The sequence below is a fragment of the Treponema sp. Marseille-Q4130 genome (assembly GCF_014334325.1).
In the GTDB taxonomy this organism is placed as follows: Bacteria; Spirochaetota; Spirochaetia; order Treponematales; family Treponemataceae; genus Treponema_D.
In genome coordinates, this window is the sequence record NZ_JACSET010000003.1 from 315,961 (window position 1) to 333,834 (window position 17,874).

The 17,874-nt window shown below is 46.9% G+C and carries 14 protein-coding genes; 11 read left to right on the forward strand and 3 right to left on the reverse strand.

Going from position 1 to position 17,874, the window contains the following annotated elements; genetic code table 11:
- Positions 1-9: 9 nt before the first annotated feature.
- Entirely contained in the window at positions 10-1,080 is a 1,071-nt protein-coding gene (locus H9I36_RS05130) for a glycosyl hydrolase family 18 protein (protein WP_187384301.1), read from the forward strand.
- A gap of 37 nt (positions 1,081-1,117) precedes the next feature.
- On the opposite strand, the gene H9I36_RS05135 is transcribed toward H9I36_RS05130, so the two are convergent.
- Together H9I36_RS05135 and H9I36_RS05140 are read right to left on the reverse strand one after the other, a co-directional pair.
- On the reverse strand, positions 1,118-4,825 hold the full coding sequence (locus H9I36_RS05135) for a UvrD-helicase domain-containing protein (RefSeq protein WP_187384302.1): 3,708 nt from the start codon (positions 4,823-4,825) through the stop codon (positions 1,118-1,120).
- A 14-nt stretch (positions 4,826-4,839) separates the two neighbouring features.
- Positions 4,840-7,719, reverse strand: coding sequence for a PD-(D/E)XK nuclease family protein (locus H9I36_RS05140; protein WP_187384303.1), 2,880 nt, complete (start codon positions 7,717-7,719; stop codon positions 4,840-4,842).
- A gap of 463 nt (positions 7,720-8,182) precedes the next feature.
- Between H9I36_RS05140 and H9I36_RS05145 the strand changes: the two genes are divergently transcribed.
- From H9I36_RS05145 to H9I36_RS05180, 9 genes are all read left to right on the forward strand, one after another.
- Positions 8,183-8,914, forward strand: a complete 732-nt coding sequence (locus tag H9I36_RS05145) for a hypothetical protein (RefSeq protein WP_187384304.1) — start codon at positions 8,183-8,185, stop codon at positions 8,912-8,914.
- 266 nt (positions 8,915-9,180) lie between these two features.
- The gene (gene ychF / locus H9I36_RS05150; RefSeq protein ID WP_187384305.1) at positions 9,181-10,320 is read left to right on the forward strand and encodes a redox-regulated ATPase YchF; all 1,140 of its coding nucleotides are present in this window, start codon (positions 9,181-9,183) and stop codon (positions 10,318-10,320) included.
- A gap of 82 nt (positions 10,321-10,402) precedes the next feature.
- Positions 10,403-11,887: a phosphohexomutase domain-containing protein gene (locus tag H9I36_RS05155; protein WP_187384306.1), complete on the forward strand. Its 1,485-nt coding sequence runs from the start codon at positions 10,403-10,405 to the stop codon at positions 11,885-11,887.
- 38 nt (positions 11,888-11,925) lie between these two features.
- Entirely contained in the window at positions 11,926-12,543 is a 618-nt protein-coding gene (locus tag H9I36_RS05160; protein ID WP_187384307.1) for an SGNH/GDSL hydrolase family protein, read from the forward strand.
- Complete coding sequence (gene earP / locus H9I36_RS05165; RefSeq protein ID WP_187384308.1) at positions 12,543-13,673, forward strand: elongation factor P maturation arginine rhamnosyltransferase EarP; 1,131 nt, start codon at positions 12,543-12,545, stop codon at positions 13,671-13,673. The genes H9I36_RS05160 and earP overlap by 1 nt, the downstream gene beginning before the upstream one ends.
- 54 nt (positions 13,674-13,727) lie before the next feature.
- A complete protein-coding gene (gene efp, locus H9I36_RS05170) occupies positions 13,728-14,297 on the forward strand; it encodes an elongation factor P (RefSeq protein ID WP_021330369.1) in 570 nt (189 codons plus the stop codon).
- Between the two features lie 238 nt (positions 14,298-14,535).
- Positions 14,536-14,925 (forward strand): hypothetical protein, encoded by a 390-nt coding sequence (locus H9I36_RS12805; protein WP_222864641.1) that lies wholly within the window; start codon positions 14,536-14,538, stop codon positions 14,923-14,925.
- Entirely contained in the window at positions 14,876-15,502 is a 627-nt protein-coding gene (locus tag H9I36_RS05175; protein WP_222864642.1) for a nucleotidyl transferase AbiEii/AbiGii toxin family protein, read from the forward strand. The genes H9I36_RS12805 and H9I36_RS05175 overlap by 50 nt, the downstream gene beginning before the upstream one ends.
- Positions 15,503-15,635: 133 nt before the next feature.
- Positions 15,636-15,833, forward strand: coding sequence for a hypothetical protein (locus tag H9I36_RS05180; protein WP_187384310.1), 198 nt, complete (start codon positions 15,636-15,638; stop codon positions 15,831-15,833).
- Positions 15,834-15,971: 138 nt separating this feature from the next.
- Here H9I36_RS05180 and H9I36_RS05185 read toward each other — a convergent pair whose 3' ends face one another.
- On the reverse strand, positions 15,972-16,190 hold the full coding sequence (locus tag H9I36_RS05185) for a hypothetical protein (RefSeq protein WP_187384311.1): 219 nt from the start codon (positions 16,188-16,190) through the stop codon (positions 15,972-15,974).
- A gap of 386 nt (positions 16,191-16,576) precedes the next feature.
- On the opposite strand from H9I36_RS05185, the gene H9I36_RS05190 reads away from it, so the two are divergent.
- Complete coding sequence (locus H9I36_RS05190; protein ID WP_187384312.1) at positions 16,577-17,857, forward strand: hypothetical protein; 1,281 nt, start codon at positions 16,577-16,579, stop codon at positions 17,855-17,857.
- The last annotated feature ends 17 nt before the right edge of the window (positions 17,858-17,874 follow it).

Consider the following 17,874-nt stretch of genomic DNA (forward strand, 5'->3'; position numbering starts at 1 on the left):
TACGCAAAAATGATTGACAACCGACAAAAATTAATAATTTTGATACTGCCGCTTTTTTCCGCGCTTCTTTTTGCCGGAGGGAAAAAAGATAAAACACCGCCGCCTGAAACTCCGCAAGAACGCGCAGAACGAATACTTGCTGAAAACGAAGGCGCCGCATATCTCCGCGAGCCGATAGACGGAGAACACTCTTCTTTCGGTGAAGTGTGGGGTTTTGCGCTGCAGGAGCGGAGCGAAGAAATCGACTTGGATGCGCCCGTTACCGACATCGCACTCTTTACGGCGACGCTCAATAATTATGCGGAACTCGACGCAGTGCCACGCCGCTCATCGCTTCCGTCGTTCGCCGGTCGCGTGCATCTTACCTTCGCATGCGACAGCCGTGCGCTCGTTCATTTTGTATTGGATAAAGATCTCGGTTTTCGAAAGGGATTTGAAACCTCTCTTGCGGAAGCGGCGGCGGACTTCGACGGATTGTGCATCGATATGGAGTATATCCCCGCGCGCGACAGGGAGAATTTTTTAACATTTTTGCGCGATATGAAAAAGCTCATCGGAGAAAAGATATTAAGTGTATGTGTGCCGGCGCGGACGCGCACGATTTCCGACGACATCTTTCCGTATAAGACGATCGGAGAAATCGCCGACCGCGTTATCATCATGGCGTACGACGAACACTGGAGCACGAGCGCTCCGGGGCCGGTCGCATCTTATGCGTGGTGCGCCAACGTCGCAGACTATGCGCTTACGGTAATCCCCAAAGAAAAAATCGTCATGGGACTTCCGTTTTACGGACGCACATGGACGGAAGAGCGGCACGCGGGCGCCTGGTATTTCAGCGGCGTCAATCGGAAAATGCTTGAAAACGGCGTATCGAAACTCGAGCGCGACGAAGGCGGCGTTGCGAAAATAAACTATACCGCTACGGTAAACGTAACCGGCTATTTCGACGATACCTATTCGCTCGTAAAAAAATGCCGCCTCTACGAAGAAAAGAAAATTAACAATATTTCATTTTGGCGGCTCGGGCAGGAAGACAAAACGTTTTGGCAATGGATAAAAATAAAAGAAAACTTTTAAAAAATTAATAAAATTTTCAAAGGCAATTCCGCACAATTCACAGGCCGGTTGCGTTATCTTCGAGTGAAAAATCTCCGTACGGAATTTCCGAAAACTCGTCATGCCTGACATAGTAGAGCACGCAGCGCACGTTTTCTTCCGGCACATTACGGAGAGTTGCGACCGCCTTTCGGTAGCACGCTTGCTGACGGTAATACCGCGCGGGATCGATTTCGTGATCGGTTTTATAGTCCACGATCGTATACGTGCCGCCGCTGTTGTCGAAAACCAAATCGATCGAACCCGTAACGATATAAGAGTCGATGCACATCTTAAAAGCGTATTCGGTTTTTATCCACGCGCCTTCTTCCCGCGCTTTTAGGGCACGCGCGCCGTATTCGGACGCTGCAAAGCGCGCGCAGATTTTTTCACACACGGCGTTCATTTTATCTTGCTGCGCTTCGGACAGTTTCCGCATATACTTTTCCGAAGCGAGTTTTATGCCGGCGGGATCGAAGCCGTTCATCGCGTTTTCAAGACAGGCGTGAACGAGCGTTCCGAATTCGTCGAAGCCGAAACGCACGTTTTCGTTTGCAAGTTTTTCAAGCAGCTCGTCGATTTCGGGATAGAGATCGCCTCCGGCCGCTTCTTCGGATCCCGCTTCCGCCGTGCTTTCCGCCTTTGCGTCATAGAGCTTTTCCAACGAACTCGGCGTAATGCGTTTCGAAAGTACTTCCGGCATTTTAATAAAATCGATTTCGGAAGACGAAAAGAGTACATCGGCATCCCGTATTTTACGCTTCCGTAGAATATCTATAGATTCTGGTATACGGGAAGACGCGTATATTTCCCGCTTCGATTTTTTTTCGATGCGTTCGAGGTCGAAGGGCGCGCCGCTTGTATATTGCACCGCAGCGTCCGAGTCGAGAAAATCGGGATAATAATATGCGATGACAGGATCGAAAACGGACGCATCGCTTACGCGGTGTTTGTGATCTTTGTCGTACGAATACGTTCCGACAAAATAATAATCTTTGATCGCGCGGGTTGCAGCGACGTAGATCAAGCGGCGGAATTCGGCGATGTCTTTCGCAAGGTTTTCGTCGCGCTGTTTGATAAAAAAATAATTCCGCTCGCCTTCGGCGGGCTTCAGCGAAACGCCCGCTTCTTCGCTGAAAAAATATTTTTCTTCGCTGTCGTTTTTTACGTTGTCGAAAGCGCCGAGTACGAACACGTGATCGAACTGCAAGCCTTTGCTTTTGTGAACGGTCATTATTTGAACGGCATCTCCTTTTTCGATCGGATAGGATATGTCGCCTATTCCCGTATCGCCGTCTCCGAAAGTGAAACCTTTATCCGCTTCTTTTTGGGATGCGAGCATATCGACAAAATACGCCGCATCTTTTCCGTCCGCGTCCGCCTGCCGCGCCGCTTCGAACAGCAGATCGTACTGTTCGGCAAAGAGACTTACGGCGCGGTTCAGCATCGTTTCATAGCGGTAGCCCATATCGTACCACAGCGTATTGAGCGTTTTCGTGAGCGGCTCGGCGAGCACGCGCTCCTTATGCGTTTTAAAAAAATCCGCTGCGCGGATATAGCGTTCTCGTTCGATCGATCCCTCTGCAAATACCGCAGCAACTTTTTCATCGTCCGAAAACGGAGCGAATACGAAATCTTTATTGCGATAATCCGATGCGTTTGCCAAGATGATTTTCACATCGTTTTCGGTAAGACCTGCGAAGGGTGAACACAAAAATGCCGCAAATGCATTCATATCCGACGGATAGACGCAGAGCCTGAGGAATGCGTATATATCGTTTGCGGGAGCGTCGGCAAAAAGATCGATTTGACGGTCGAGTACGTACGGAATGCGGAACTGTTCGAGCCGGCGCTTCAAATAATTTCTCTTTGTACGCGACCTGTCGAGCACGGCAAACGACGCATAGGGCTCCCCCGCTTCGTGCATTTTAACGATTTTTTCCGCGATATAATACGCAAGCTGTTCCTGCACGTCGGGTACGAGGCCCGATTCCTTTTCGAGAGCATAATCTTTTTGATTGTAAGGCAAAAGCGCAAAGTGAGATCGGATATTTGATTTGTCGAGCGCGATCGGCGCTCCGCGTTCGTGAGTCCTCTTATCGACATAGCGGGCGACGGTATCTTCCGTGTACAGCGCTTCATAAGAGGCGCCCTGCGTTTGCGAAAAGAGAGAGGGTGTGCCGTCTTTGTGCGCGTAATCATCGCCTGATTTATAAAAGCCGCCGAATATCTGATTAAAGCTCGTAAGCAGTTCCGGAAACGATCGGTAATTGTACACCATGCGGAGTTCCGCTTCGTCTTCGCCGCAGGCAAGGTCGCGTTTCAATTCATTGAACACCGACACGTCGGCTCCGCGGAATTTGTAGATCGACTGTTTTTCATCGCCGACAAAAAATAATGTATCGCCGGCAATATTCGGCACGAGCGCTTTTCGAATCGCCTCAGGATCGTCAGAAGCGACTTCGGTATATTCGTCGAGACGTTCGGCAAGGAGAAAGAGGAGATCGCGGTTTCGGCCGTTGTTGTCCTGAAATTCGTCGATCATGATTTTACTGAATGCGGCCTTTTCCTGATTGCGGATGTCTTTTTGTTCGATCAATATTTTCAGCGCCATATCGCTCACGTCTTTAAACGTCAGCGCGCCCGACGTCCGCTTTTGCCGGTTTACAAGCTCAAGCAGTTCGTCGAAGAGGCTGCACATATCTTTGATGTACGGAAACTCTTTGACATACACGGCAAGGGATGTGAGTTCGTCGGCGTAACGCGCAAGGTTTTCGGTACAGGCTTTTATCGCTTTGAGGGAAGAAGCGGCGTTGCCGGGCTTAAAGGCGGATAAGACCGTAACCCAATTCGCGGCAGAAAAAAGTTTTTCGTACAACGCTTCGCTCGTCTCCACATCGTCGGGCGAAAACACCGTCGAAGCGAAGTCGGGAAGAGGCTGCGTTTCGATAAAGGAAAAAAGTTTTACGGCGGCGGCGTTTTTTTGCCACTTGCATGACGCATCGCTTTTCGCCTCATTGCACAGCGAAAGGGCGTTTGAAACGATATCGAAGAGGGAGCCGTCAGTCTTATCGCTTACGATTTTTTTCCACGCATCTGAAATTATCGATTTTTGCGTTTCGAGGGAGCGCGTAAACCGGCCGCTTTCGGTTGCGAGCGAAGTGTAGTCGCCGATAATCTTTGCGACAAGGGAATCGGAAAACTCCTGCACTTTGCCCGCTTCGGCAAAACGGCGGATGCCCGGACGTGAAAGATTTTTCAGCACGAAGGGCAATGCAAGATTTTTAATATTCCGCTCGCTGTCCGTACTTCCCGTTGTAAAATCCGGGCGAATGCCGTAACGGTTCGCAGCCTGACGCACGACGGCGCCGCAGTACGAATCGAGCGTTTGAATGCGGGCATCGGCAAATTCGCTTACAGCCCGCGCGGCATTTTTTCTTTGGCGTTCGGGCACCTGTTCGTTTTTTGAAAAAAACACGAGCGTTTTGTAAATGCGCGCGTACATTTCGGCGGCGGCTTTTTTCGTAAACGTCAGCGTCAAAACAGCCGGCGCTCTGATATCGTCGAATTCCATAACGAGCCATGCAAAGCGCGTTGCAAGCACTTGCGTTTTGCCCGAACCCGCTCCCGCAGCGACGACGGCGTTTTTTACGGAGCAGCACACTTTTTTTTGCTGATCGTCGAGCGGATGTTCCAAAAGGTCAAGGTATGCATAATCGTTTTTCATCGCAGGCTCCCGAGTTACAGTTTGTGAGATGCGACCGTATACGCCGTGCGGCAGATCGTTTTAAAATCACAAGCCATACAGTCAGAATACACGTCGGGTACGATAAGCGCGTCGTCTCCGTGCCGCACTCCTCGAAGCGGTTCGGGATTTCCGTTTTCGACCGTTTCGTAAAAGAGGGAAGCATAGCGGTCGAATACCGAAAGCGTCGGCTCATAGGATTCGGGCGTTTTTTTTGCGTTTTCATCGTCGATAACGGCGACGCTTTCACCCGCATTTTTTATCGAACAGAAGACCATTTTATCGACTTTGACGGGATTAATAAGATTCCACAAGGTTACATACATGGCGCATTGGAAATTGTCGAGCGTACCCGTCGTTTCGTCCGCACGGCACGAAGCGATCGACGGAAGAGACGTATTTTTATAGTCGACGATGATGATCCGCCCCGCGTCATCGGAAAGTATACAATCGATTTTTCCGAAATATTTATAGCGCTTTCCGCGCTCCCACGCTTCACACAGCGCTTCCGTCGAAACGACGCGGCAGCCGCCGAACCCTTTTTCTTTTTTACAAAACTCGTGCAGAAAATCGATGATGATCTTTTCGAATTTATCGCTCTGCTTTTCAAGCACGCGAAGCGCAATCGGGCTTTGATAAAAATCGAACGACTTGTCGCGGATCGCTTCCCCTGTTTTTTCTTTTATTAATTTTCGTATATCGCTTTCACGCTCTCCGAAAGTTCCGTCTTCCCCTGTGACCGGCAGCGTGTCAAAGGTTTTAAAAAGCAGTTCGAGGATTTTATGATTGATGTTTCCCTGATCGTATTTTTCGAACAAGGACGCATCGAGGGAATCTTCGCGGAGTTTGACGACCGATTTGAAAATCCACTTCCGGGGACACGGGAAAAAATCCCGCATATCGCTCTGACTGATCTTTACCGCAAAAGCGTCTTCGCTTGAAGAGCCGTTCGGTGTGCGGCGCTCTTTCAAAACATAGTCGATTGTTTTTTTGACACCGGCGTCTACGGATTGCGGGCGGGGAGCGTTTACGGAAAAATCCGAAGACGCTTTCCAGTTTTCATACTGCACCTTTTGCAGGTCGCTTAAAGCGCGGGGAGCATCCGATTCCGATAAAAACCATTTTTTTTCATTGAGGATAAAATCGTTCGCATCGAGTTCGTCGAACGGCGTATGATTTTTTTCGACGGGAGCGATATCGAAATACGTATGCGGGATCGCAAAGCCTGAGAAAGTCCGTTCGCTGCACGAAAAGATACTCCGCGCCCCGACCGTATTATTAAATTTTCCGTACAGTCTGATAAACGCCGTTGATGCCGCATCGGAATCGCGTATGCCGAGCGCACGGCGTTTTTGCGTATTGAGAAAACCGAGCGGCTTACGGACGACGGTGAGCGCGTCCTGCGTACAGTTGATGACGATGTTGACAGGATAGGCGGCGCAGGCTGCGACTTTATAATCGAAGACGGAAACTCCCGAAAGCGCATCCTGCGGGCGATAGGTTTTGCTTCTCAGCTCGTTGATAAAAAAAGAAAACGGAGAGCGAAGCTTCAAATCAAGCGGCACGATATAATCCTTTTCGATAGCGACAAGCGTTTCAAGCTCTGCAATGCAGCGTCCGAGAACATTGTTCGCTTCGACGCTGAACTCGTCATCGGAAAGGAATTCGTTTTTAAACATAAGCCACGCCGTCCGCAAGCCTTCGAAGGTCTTCGCACCCGTAACGGCTTCGATCGATTTTTTTAATCGCTTGTATAATTCAAGCTCACGTTCGCTTCCTCCGGATTTAGCGAGCGATTCGATCCATACGTCTCCGCCGCCGTAATTGCAGATGCAGTGCAGCCGGTTCCCTTCGCGCACGAGGCTTTCGTTGAGCGCTTTGTTTTTCCACGGCACGCGCCCGTCGAGTACGAGGCGACGCACGCTGTCGTACGAATAATCGGTTTTGCGGCATTCGTCGATATCTTCAAAAATGCTTCCGGCGCTGCCGACCGTAAAGCGCACCCCGCTTCGGACGACAAAGGGAATGCGGTAGTTGGCAAGTTCCCGTTCGATATACGGCCGGTAGGTTTCGAGTTCGGGAACGTGCAGCGCGATATCTTCATACGAAAGCTCTCCGCCGCTTTTTCCGACGATGTCCCGAATGCAGAGCGCCGTTCTTCGAAGCTCCGTCCTCGCATCGGGATAGACGAACACTTCGCTCGTATGCACTTCTTTTTCGGGAAGCACGTAAGAAATTACGTTTTCAAAAGCGGCAAAGACTGCTTCGTATTCATCGAAATCTTCAAGCTGCTCCGGGAAAAAAATAATAAATTTTTTACGCTCTTCCGTAAAGTCCGGCACGAGCCACGCAGGCTCGAACATCTCATCGCCTAAAAAATCGACATAGCGCCGGTAGAGCGTAAGATAATCTTCGTCTTCATCGTCTGCCGCTTCGGGATGCTCGCTTGCATAGCGGGAAAATTTTTCATACCACGTTTTCAAAAGCGGAAGATTTCCGGCAATCCAATCGGCAAAGGAATCGGCTTCTCCGGCAAACTGCGGATGTACGATGCTCTTAAAAAGAGATTTACCGCTTCGGACGGCGGCGGCATTTTCTTCGATGAGATTTCGAACGAATACTTTTCGGAGCACGGCAGGCACGGCATGACGGCCGCTCTCTTTTGCGACGGCGTATTTTTCTTTAAAAGTATCCCACGCGATAAAGTGCTCGAGCGCAACGGCTTTAACGCCCGACGCTTGAGGGTTTTTTACACACCATTCCGCCCATGAAACGAGGGCGACATCGGTCGGAAAAACAAAGACGACATCTTCCTGGCCGAGATTTTCTTTCAGCACATCCGCGATGCGCGCCGGTTCAAGTTCAATACGTTTCATAATAATATTGCTGTAACCAGTATAGCACATAAAGCGTTTCATAGATACGGCAGGATTCAGGTGCCCTGTCACGCGCTATAAATTACCGTAAGGAGGTACGATAAAAAGCGCCGTCTGAAATATCGCCGTCGCTGGAGTCTAGAGTCGAAAAACGCTGAAGCGTTTTTCTTTTATCGGAGACACTCGCGATTTCTGTGCATTGCTCGAAGTCGCAGCGTTCTTATCTCGAGTTTGCGCGGATGTTTGCAGAAGACGTGTATACGTGGCGTTTTGATAAAAATCGCATGAATACGATACGCTTTATTTTGCAAACTCGACTATTGAACATGTGCGCACACGCGCACGGCTAAAAACTTTTTCGGAAATTGATTCGAAGTCCGCGAAAGCGGACACGTAGAATCAGTTCTTTGCAGAACGAGCCGAAGGCTCTAATTTCCTGCAAAAGTTTTTATGGGAGGTTTTTATGAAAAAATTAATAATTGCGGGGCTTGCGGTGGTGATCGCATGCGGAGCGTTCGCACAGCAAAATGCTCCGGCCTTCGACGATCCGAAAGCATCCGTCATCGCCGTTTCGTCCGCCGCCGTTCCGGGCAAAATGAAAGACAATATCAAGCTTATCAACCTGTCGGACGACGAAAATATTTCGTTCCGCGTATATATCTACGATTCGAAAAAAGCATCGTGGAATTTATACGGCAAAGCCTTGCTCAAAGGCTTTTACGACGGCGATACTATCGATTCGGATTTTGAAGACAAAATACGCAAAGTCGAATACGTCGCCGTCATTCCCGACGGAAACGGAGTGTACGAATACGAAGCGGAAAAAAAACACAACGACTTGCGTATCAAAATCCATTCGCCGAACGGCTCGGCCGACGAAAGTTATAAAAAAAATGCGGTGACAGTCGACGTACGGAGCATTCCCGGCGTTTTTAAAGACAATGTCAAATTCGTGAGCGAAACCAGCGATAAAAATATTTCGTTCACACTGTACGCGTTCAACGATAAAAACGGAATATGGCAAAAAGCAGGCGTCGCCGTTTTAAAAGACTTCGGCGATACGGACACGGTCGATTCTCCGCTCGAAGATTCGCTTCCGTCGTACGCCTGTTTCGCCGTCGTTTCGCGCAGCGGAAAAACATACGCATACGATTTTAAAAAAGCGAATAAAGACTTTATCATTACGGTACGGTAAAAGCGTGTATGCAAAGCGCACCAAACACGCGCTTTGCATACACGGAAAGGAAGACGACTATGCTTTGATGTCTCGTTTTGCAAGCTCTTTTTATATAACCCCTTAAATCTTCCGCTTTGTGTTCACCCTATCGTTTGCTTTTGGAATACAAGATCCACTGTCAACGATTCTCTGTCAATAGTTTCTCTTGTTTAGCGCTGGCAAATCCTATATACTGAATAATCGATTTTAATACAATTTTCTTTGCACGCTTTTACGGAGGAATCATGTCACTCGATTGCGGAATCGTCGGACTGCCGAATGTCGGCAAGTCTACGATATTTACGGCGCTGACGGCAGCTCCCGCCGCTGCGGAAAATTTTCCGTTTTGTACGATCGATCCGAACGTCGGCATTGTCGATTTGCCGGACGAACGGCTTGCTTTTCTCGCAAACGTTTTTCAGCCGAAAAAGATTACACCGACGTCGGTAAAGATTGTCGATATCGCAGGTCTTATTAAAGGCGCGGCACAGGGCGAAGGACTCGGCAATCAGTTTTTGGCGAATATTCGGGAGACGGCGTGCATCGCACACGTCGTTCGCTGTTTTGACGATGGCGATATCATGCACGTCCGCGAAAATGCGAATACCGTCGTGCCGATCGACCCGAAAGGCGATATCGAAACGATCGATATGGAACTCGCGTTTGCCGATTTGGATACGATAAGAAAGCGGCAGGAAAAAGTGACGAAGGCGAGCCGCGCGCTCGGAAAAGAGGAAGAAAAAAAATACGTGCATTGGACGAGCGCGGTTGCAAAGATCAAACCGCTGCTTGAAGCGGGAAAATGCGCGCGGCTCGCCCCGCTGACGCCGGAAGAAAAGGCGGCCGTGAGCGATATGTTTTTGCTTACGATGAAGCCGACGTTTTATGTCTGCAACGTTTCCGAAGACGCGATCGCTGCGGGTACGAACGACTACGTTGAAGCGGTAAAAAAAATCGCCGCCGAAGAAAACGCAGAGACCGTCGTCATCTGCGGGAAGTTCGAATCCGATTTGGCGGAAATCAAAGACGAAAACGACCGCAAAGAATTTATGGAAGCCGCAGGACTCAAAGAGTCGGCGCTTGCAAATCTTGCGCGGACGGCGTACAAGCTCATGGGGCTTCGCACGTTTTTTACTGCGGGAAGCGACGACTGCCATGCGTGGACGATCCGCGCGGGAGACACCGCTCCGAAAGCGGCAGGTGTCATACATACGGATTTTGAAAAAGGTTTTATCAAAGCCGAAGCCTATTCGATCGACGATCTGCGTACTTACGGCTCGGAAGCAAAGATCAAAGAAGCGGGAAAATACCGTATTGAGGGAAAAGATTACGTCGTGCAGGACGGCGACGTATTGTTTATTAAATTCAATGCCGCCGGAAAATAGCAACCGGTAATTGAAATCGAAATTAAATTTTAATAATTATTAATTTAATAAAAGAAACCGTACGCGGTTTTTTGGGGAAGATATGGCCGATAATACACTTGAAAAAATCGCGCATGAACTGTTTCACGCCTTCGATATAAGAATCGATGCCGAACGGCTGACCGATGAAACGGCGTCCCGCCTGTACAATGCGCAGGCGTGGTATTTCAGAGAATGCCTCGGCACCGACGAAATCGTTTTGTGCCGGGATACGCGCAAAAAAGGCGAACACTTTTTGCAGCTCGCGATCGACACTTTTTCAGGCTTGGGATTTCGCGTGTATACGAATGTGCTGCCCGTTTCGACGTGTCAGTTTTATTACAGCTGTATGCAGCGCCCGAGCTGTGCGGGAATCATGTATACGGCTTCGCACAATCCGAAAAATTATACCGGACAAAAGACGGTCGGGCCGAACGTGAGACCCATCGCCGAAAACGTCGGGCCGGAAGGCGGACTTGTCGCCGTCCGCGATGCGTTTTTAAAAGGAAAAACCGTTTCCGCAAAAGCGGGCGGCAGCGTTACGGTCATCGACGACAGCGATGCATACGTGCGCGCCTGTTCGGATTTGGCGCAGATCGGGGAGGACGAGCTTTCCGGTATCTCCGTCGTCGCCGATTTTTTATCGGGCAGCGCGGGAAGCGAAGTGATGCGTGCGTTTCGCTATGCGGGAATTTCATGCGCTCCGCGAAACGTCGTTCCCGACGGCAATTTTCCGAGCGGCGCGCCGAACCCCATTATTAAAGATAATATCAAAGCTACGCTCGACTACATACACGCGCATCCCTCGTCGGTCGATTTTTGCTTTTTATTCGACGGCGACGGCGACCGCGTCGATACGAGAAGCGGCGACGGTACGGAGATTTCTCCTTCCGTGATTATGACTTTTTTGTCTTCCGTGCTCACGTCGATCGTGCCGCATACGGGAGAAGCGCGTATCGGGATCGATTCGAAAGCGTCTCCCGTCGTTCACGCGGAACTGAAAAGCGGCGGCAACAATCCGCTGCTCGTTCCGAACGGGCATTCGCAGATAAAAGATATTTTGCTGCAAAAAAAAGCGATCGCCGCCGTCGAAGAGACCGCACATTATTATTTGAATTTTCCGAACGGGGAAAAAACGGTTCCGATGGAAAGCACGCTGCTCTTCTGCCTTTTGTTTTTGAAACGCTGGAAAAACGCTAAAACGGAATTCGATGCGCTCGTTGCCCGTCAAAACAGCGTGCTTCGCGAACGCGAATGGGGCTATACCTATGCGGATGAAAAAGACCGGGACGATGCGCTTTGTGCGACCGAAAATTTTTTTACGGCAAGAGGATACGTGGCGCTTAAAACGCTTGAAGACGGCTCTCCGCTCGGCACGACATTGTTAAAACGCGATTGGGACGGAGATAAGTGGTGTTGGATCGCACAGCGCGCGAGCCAAAGCGAAAAAGGCGTTGCCCGCTGGATGGTGACGTCTTCCGATGCCGATGAATTACAGCTCGCCGTTGCGGCTATAAACGACGCGGCGCAAAAAAAATTACGGTCTTGATGAAGTTATAGGGTGGTCGTATGTTTGCCTTTTCCGTTATGGGAGATTCCATTTCTTCGTTTGAAGGAACGTCTCCCGAAAATTACGCGGTTGCGTATCCGAGACCCGATTCCGGCGTTTACCGCAGGGACGATATGTGGTGGGCGCATTTCGAACGGCTGACGGGAAACACGATGGTCTGCAACGATTCGTACAGCGGAAGCCGCATTTCGGAAACCGGCTCGCGCCCTCTTTGGTCCGCTTTCGTTTCCGATTCGCGTATTGCGCGTTTGAAAGGAGACGCGGTGATCGTGTTCGGCGGTACAAATGATTTCGGTCAGCGCTCGGACGGCGCTGCGCCGCTTGCGGTGTTCGAAGCTGCATATACGCTTCTTATTAAAAAAATACGAAAAGCGATGCCGCATGCCGCCGCATATTTTTGCGTGCCGCTCGTACGTTCGGATTGGGAGCTGACGGAAAAAAACGACTGCGGCTGGACGCAGCTCGATCTGCAGCACAGTGTTCGTTCCGTCGTCGCAGCCGCACATGCTGCCGATCCGAATATCCGCGCGATCGATTTATCCGAAATTGCAGTGGACGGTTTGCTCGCCGATCGGCTGCATCCGAATAAAAAAGGTATGGAAGCACTTGCATCGTACATCGCTGCGCATCTGTAATGGATAAAACGCACCCGCTCGATATCACGATCCTCTGCAAAGTCGTCGACAACTACGGCGATGTCGGATTTGCGTACCGCCTCGCGCGCGCTCTTTCGGCGCTCGACGGCAACGTGCGCATTCGATTCGTCATCGATGATCTCGCGTCTTTCGCTCTGCTTGCACCCGGCATCGACTCTCATGCGGCGGTACAGCAGTACGAAAATTGGACGGTTTTCGATTGGAACGCGGCGGATGTATGTACCGCTTCTTTTTCGAAAGCGATGCCGGAAATCGTTTTGCAGTGTTTTCAATGCCCCTATCCCGAATGGCTTGAAGCGCTTTTATTCGATAAAAAAAATACCGCTGTCGTTCACGTCGTCAATATCGACTACCTTACGGCGGAAAATTACGCCGAAGAATTTCACTGCCTCAAGTCGCTCACGCGCTCGTCGCGCGTACAAAAAGTCAATTTTATGCCGGGCTTTACTTCAAAGACGGGAGGACTCATCCTCGATCGGAAGCCCGCTTGCGTACCGGTAAAAAAAAATCCCGATGAATTTTCGGTTTTGATTTTCGGCTATGCCCGAGATTACGCTCCCCTCGTCGGAGCCCTTTCCGCATTTGAAAGAGAAAGACGAAAAGAGGACGAGCGCTTTTCGCTTTGCGCGTATGCCGCTGCGGGGCAGGGACAGGATGCGTTTATGAAAGTGTACGCGGATTCGAATGCGCATTTTGCCGCGGAACGGCTCCCGTTTTTAGCGCAAAGCGAATGGGATGATCTGCTCTATGCTATGGACGCGCTTTTTATACGCGGGGAAGATTCGCTTTCGCGCGCGTGCCTTTCAGGCGTTCCCTTTGTGTGGCAGGCATATCCGCAGGAAGACGATTATCAACTCGTAAAAGTCGAAGCGCTTTTGCATCGCATAAAAATTTTTTTCCCGCCTGACGATTTTGCACTCGTAGAAAATGCGTGGCGGCTGTATAACGCTTCCGGCACGTCCCCTCGCGATACGGAAAAAGCGCTCCTTACTTTTTTGGAAGCTTCCTGTCGGATAAAAAAATATTTTGCCGCATTCGCATCCGCGCTTATTGCAAACGGCGACTTTGCCCGCCGCCTGCTTGATTATCTGCGGCGTTTTGCGTTATAATCATATACACTTTTCAATTTTGTCAAATCTTATTAATTTATAGAAGGTAGCACTATGGTTACAACATCGGAAATCAAAGTCGGTTCTGCATTTATGTATGAAAACAATCCGCTCATGGTACAGCGTATGCTCGGTCAAAAATCGGGCCGCGGCGGTATGGTGACAAAGCTGCGCGTAAAAAATATCGTCACGGGACAGACGCAGGATCTCGGCCTCGACGCCGGAGAAAAATTCGATGAAGTCGATCTCGACGAAAAAACGATGAAGCTTTCCTACATCGAAGGCGATACGTACGTGTTTATGGATCAGGAAACTTATGAACAGCTCGAAATGACAAAAGAAGATTTGGGCGACAACGCGGGTTACCTTTCCCCCGACGACGACATCGATATATCGATCACGTTTTATGAAGGAAAGCCGGTCGGCGTCAAACTTCCCGTCAACGTTACGCGTACGATCACGTACTGCGAGCCGGGCGTAAAAGGCAACACGAGCGGCAAAACGTTTAAGCCCGCGACGCTCGATACGGGTATCGAAGTGAACGTCCCTCTTTTTTGCAACGAAGGAGAGCGCATCGTTATCGACACGCGCGACGGCTCTTTTGTCGAACGTGCAAAAGACTGATTTGTCCGAGGCGGAGCGTTTGCGGCGTTTTGCCGAATCGGATTGTTGATTACATATCTTTATAAAAGAGCTGTCGGCAGATGTCGACGGCTTTTTTTATCGCTGCAGAATCGCAGCCGAGTATCTGTAGCGGTTTTATGCGCTCTTTGCTTTCCTATGTTTTCTGCAGTAGGCTCGATTGTGCCGCAGTATTTTCCGCACTATTGACGAAGCACAAGGTAAATGGGAAAATTGCGCTATGAAAAAATCCACGCTGGATGAAAAGACGCGATATAAAATACTCGACAGTCTTATGTGGGATTACAATATATCGGTCGACGAACTGCATAAACTTGCCGCCGGACAAGCGGATGAAGCGGTCGGCATGACGCGAGAAATGCTTTTTTTGCGGTCACTCGAACGGGTTCCATGGCATAACCTCGTTCCTCTGTGGTACGGGACGGAAAACTGTATACGGTTATATACGCCGAAAGTCAGAAGAGGGTTAAGAAATGACGAACTCAGAAAAAAATTCGACTTCATATTCGGACTATTACGAGGAGAATCTGTACGGCCTCCAAAATGGGGTTCTGAATATTGTGAAAAACTTAGACGTACCTTTTTATCTGACCGGCGGAACCGCGCTTAGCAGGGGCTACTATCATCACAGGTATTCCGACGATTTGGATTTTTTTGTAAATTGCGACGCTGCATTTGCTGCACATACCGAGTCAGTTCTTGCCGATTTGAAAAAAAACGGTTATACATGGGACAGCGAAATCGATTTTATTAAAACCGTCGATTTTTATTCCGTAACGGTTCATCACTCCGATTTTGACTGCAAGCTTAAGATCGATTTTGTAAATGACGTTCCGTCTCATTTCGGGGCGATTGCCGCGACTGATTTTTTTTATAGAACGGATTCGGTGCGGAATATACTTTCAAATAAAATTACCGCCGTTTTCCGTTTCGCGGGAAAGGATATTGCAGATATTTATGAAATTTGCAGACATGAGCATTTTAATTGGGGTGATGTTTTTAAAGAAGTGCGCGAAAAAGAAGTCGGTATCGAACCCGTAGAAGTATCGGAGATTATCAGCGGGTTGCCGGAAAAAGAATTTAATCAAATAAAATGGGTGAAACGATATGCCTTTCCTTCATTTAAAAACGGTATAGAGCGGATTGCAAAAGATATGCTTGCGCTTCGCGACAATACGCTCCCGTGATTTTCAGCGGATTTTCCGCCGGTCGATTCACGGAAATCAATTTCCAATTTATTTCTTTTTGCCCCTTTCAAAAGATAAAACTCGTCTACGTTTCGCCCGAAGGCCTTGCGACTGAGCGGATGCGGGATTTGTTTTGTTCGGACGGTGTTACGGTAAGCTGCATTACGATCGACGAAGCGCACTGCATCAGCGAATGGGGCACGATTTTTGCCCCGACTATCTCGAACTTGCCGCCGAGCGCGCATCGCATCAGGAAGCCTTTATCCGCGACAGGGTGCTCATCATGGTTGCGACCGTCGCGTATAGCATGAACGTTGAAAACGTCCCATAACTATATCCCATAACTATACATATAAATTTTTAAAAAATAAAATTTAAATAAATTAAATTTATATATAGTTATGGGACATAAATGTCCCTCCTGTATCTAACAATAGCAATAAGAAAAGGGGCACTTTTTAAAAACCGCCTAATTATATAAAAAAGAATACTCGTCACTTCGGCTTTTATCTTTACAAAGCGCTATTAAAAATTCTTTTTTCGCTTGATTATCCCCAACTTGTTCAATATCAATCTCGGGCTTATACTTCAAGATTGTTTCATCAAGCTTATTTTCCCTATTCAAAACCTCGACATATTCATCAAGCCAATCTCTAAAACAAAGCTTTTCATTTGCAGCATTTTCCATATTAATTTCCTCTACAAAAAATCCTTTAATTTTCAAAAGTCTAATTCAAGAGGAAAAACTACTGGAATTCTCAAAAGAATTTTTTCATTATCTTCCTAAAATTAAACTTTTCTTTAATGCAAACCGCAAGAAATGCAATACATGTAACAACAAGAAATACGATACCAATTTCCTGCACCAAACGGCCAACCTCTTGCTTACAGCATTCTAAACATACACATTGAGCCCCGTGCCCAAAATCCATTTTCAAAACCTCCAATTCAACCTACTATAGATAAAATAGATAAATAAAGATACTTTATGTGAAAAGGCCTAAAGGGCTAAAATCGGCATGTAAATATTTATACGCAATGTTTATATTAAATTAGCAAAGACTAATTATAGATATGGCAAAATTAAAACCGGAAGTAATATATATAAGAGGTGTTCACAATGAAACAGAAAATGATCAGGCACCTGATATTGGATTTCCACAACTTAAATTAGAAAATTTATTCGAAAACATAGTAATTGAGAAAATTGGCGCCAGTGAATCTTATGATAATGATAAAAAATATGTATATAAAGAAAATAATGAATATAAACCGATTGAGAATGAATACCATTTTGACTGTATTAAAAACGGCTATTATGTAATTACAAACAATGAAGATAATACTGAATCTAATGATATAGACCGTTATTATACAAAAGAAAATAATAATTATATATATCATATAATTCCAAAGACAAAGCCAAATACATGGACTTGGAAGGAAAGGTTTGATTTTAGTAATGAAATAAAAAATATTAATCTTGATTTTATTAAACCGAAACAAGGAAAGGATGACAAAAGAATATATATTAAAGATAATGGAAGCAACTACTACTATAATAAAGATAAAAATAATAATTATATAAAAGTAACAAGTCAGGTTAAATACAGTGTTCTTGAAGAAGTAGTAATTGATTGGGATAATAGTAAATGCCATCAAGAAAATAAATGGATTCCTGACCCAAATGCCCCAGGAGAGCAAATCCAAGTTTCTATATGGAAACTTGGTAAAAATAACTGTAAAAATGGACTTTATATTTCTATAAAAAATATAGATAGTTATTGGGAATTTAAATTACTTAATTTAGAATTTGATAATGGGCAACTTGCTAATAATGGTAGTATCCCGTTAAGTGCAGACCTCTATAAACTCTCTAATAATTTTACCAATTCTATTATTTACGTACTAACAACTAATGATATATTAGCTTCAGTTACTGTTGGTACTCTTGACAATGCAATCGGTATCAATAATTTTAACAATAATAATAAAAAACTTTATAATAAAGTTGATACCTGGTCTTATCCAAATACTTTTTTACCATCTTATAACTGTTTGATGGACTTAAATGGTATTTATTATTTTTGGTCTGACAAAACTTTCCCATTGTATTCTACTGAAGCTCTTAAAACAAATATAGAAAAAACTAAAATAAATTCACATTCTATTTTTAAAAAAACGGCTATAGCTATAAATTATAAATATAAAAAAACGAGTAACAACTTACAGTTTATTTTCACTGATAAAACTAAAGATGATGTTCTTGATATGTGTGGTCTTAAAGCAGCTTATTTAAATAATATAAATATAAACAAGTATGTGCATTTTACAAACTTAGAATACAATAGGTAAAGTAATTGATTCTAAAT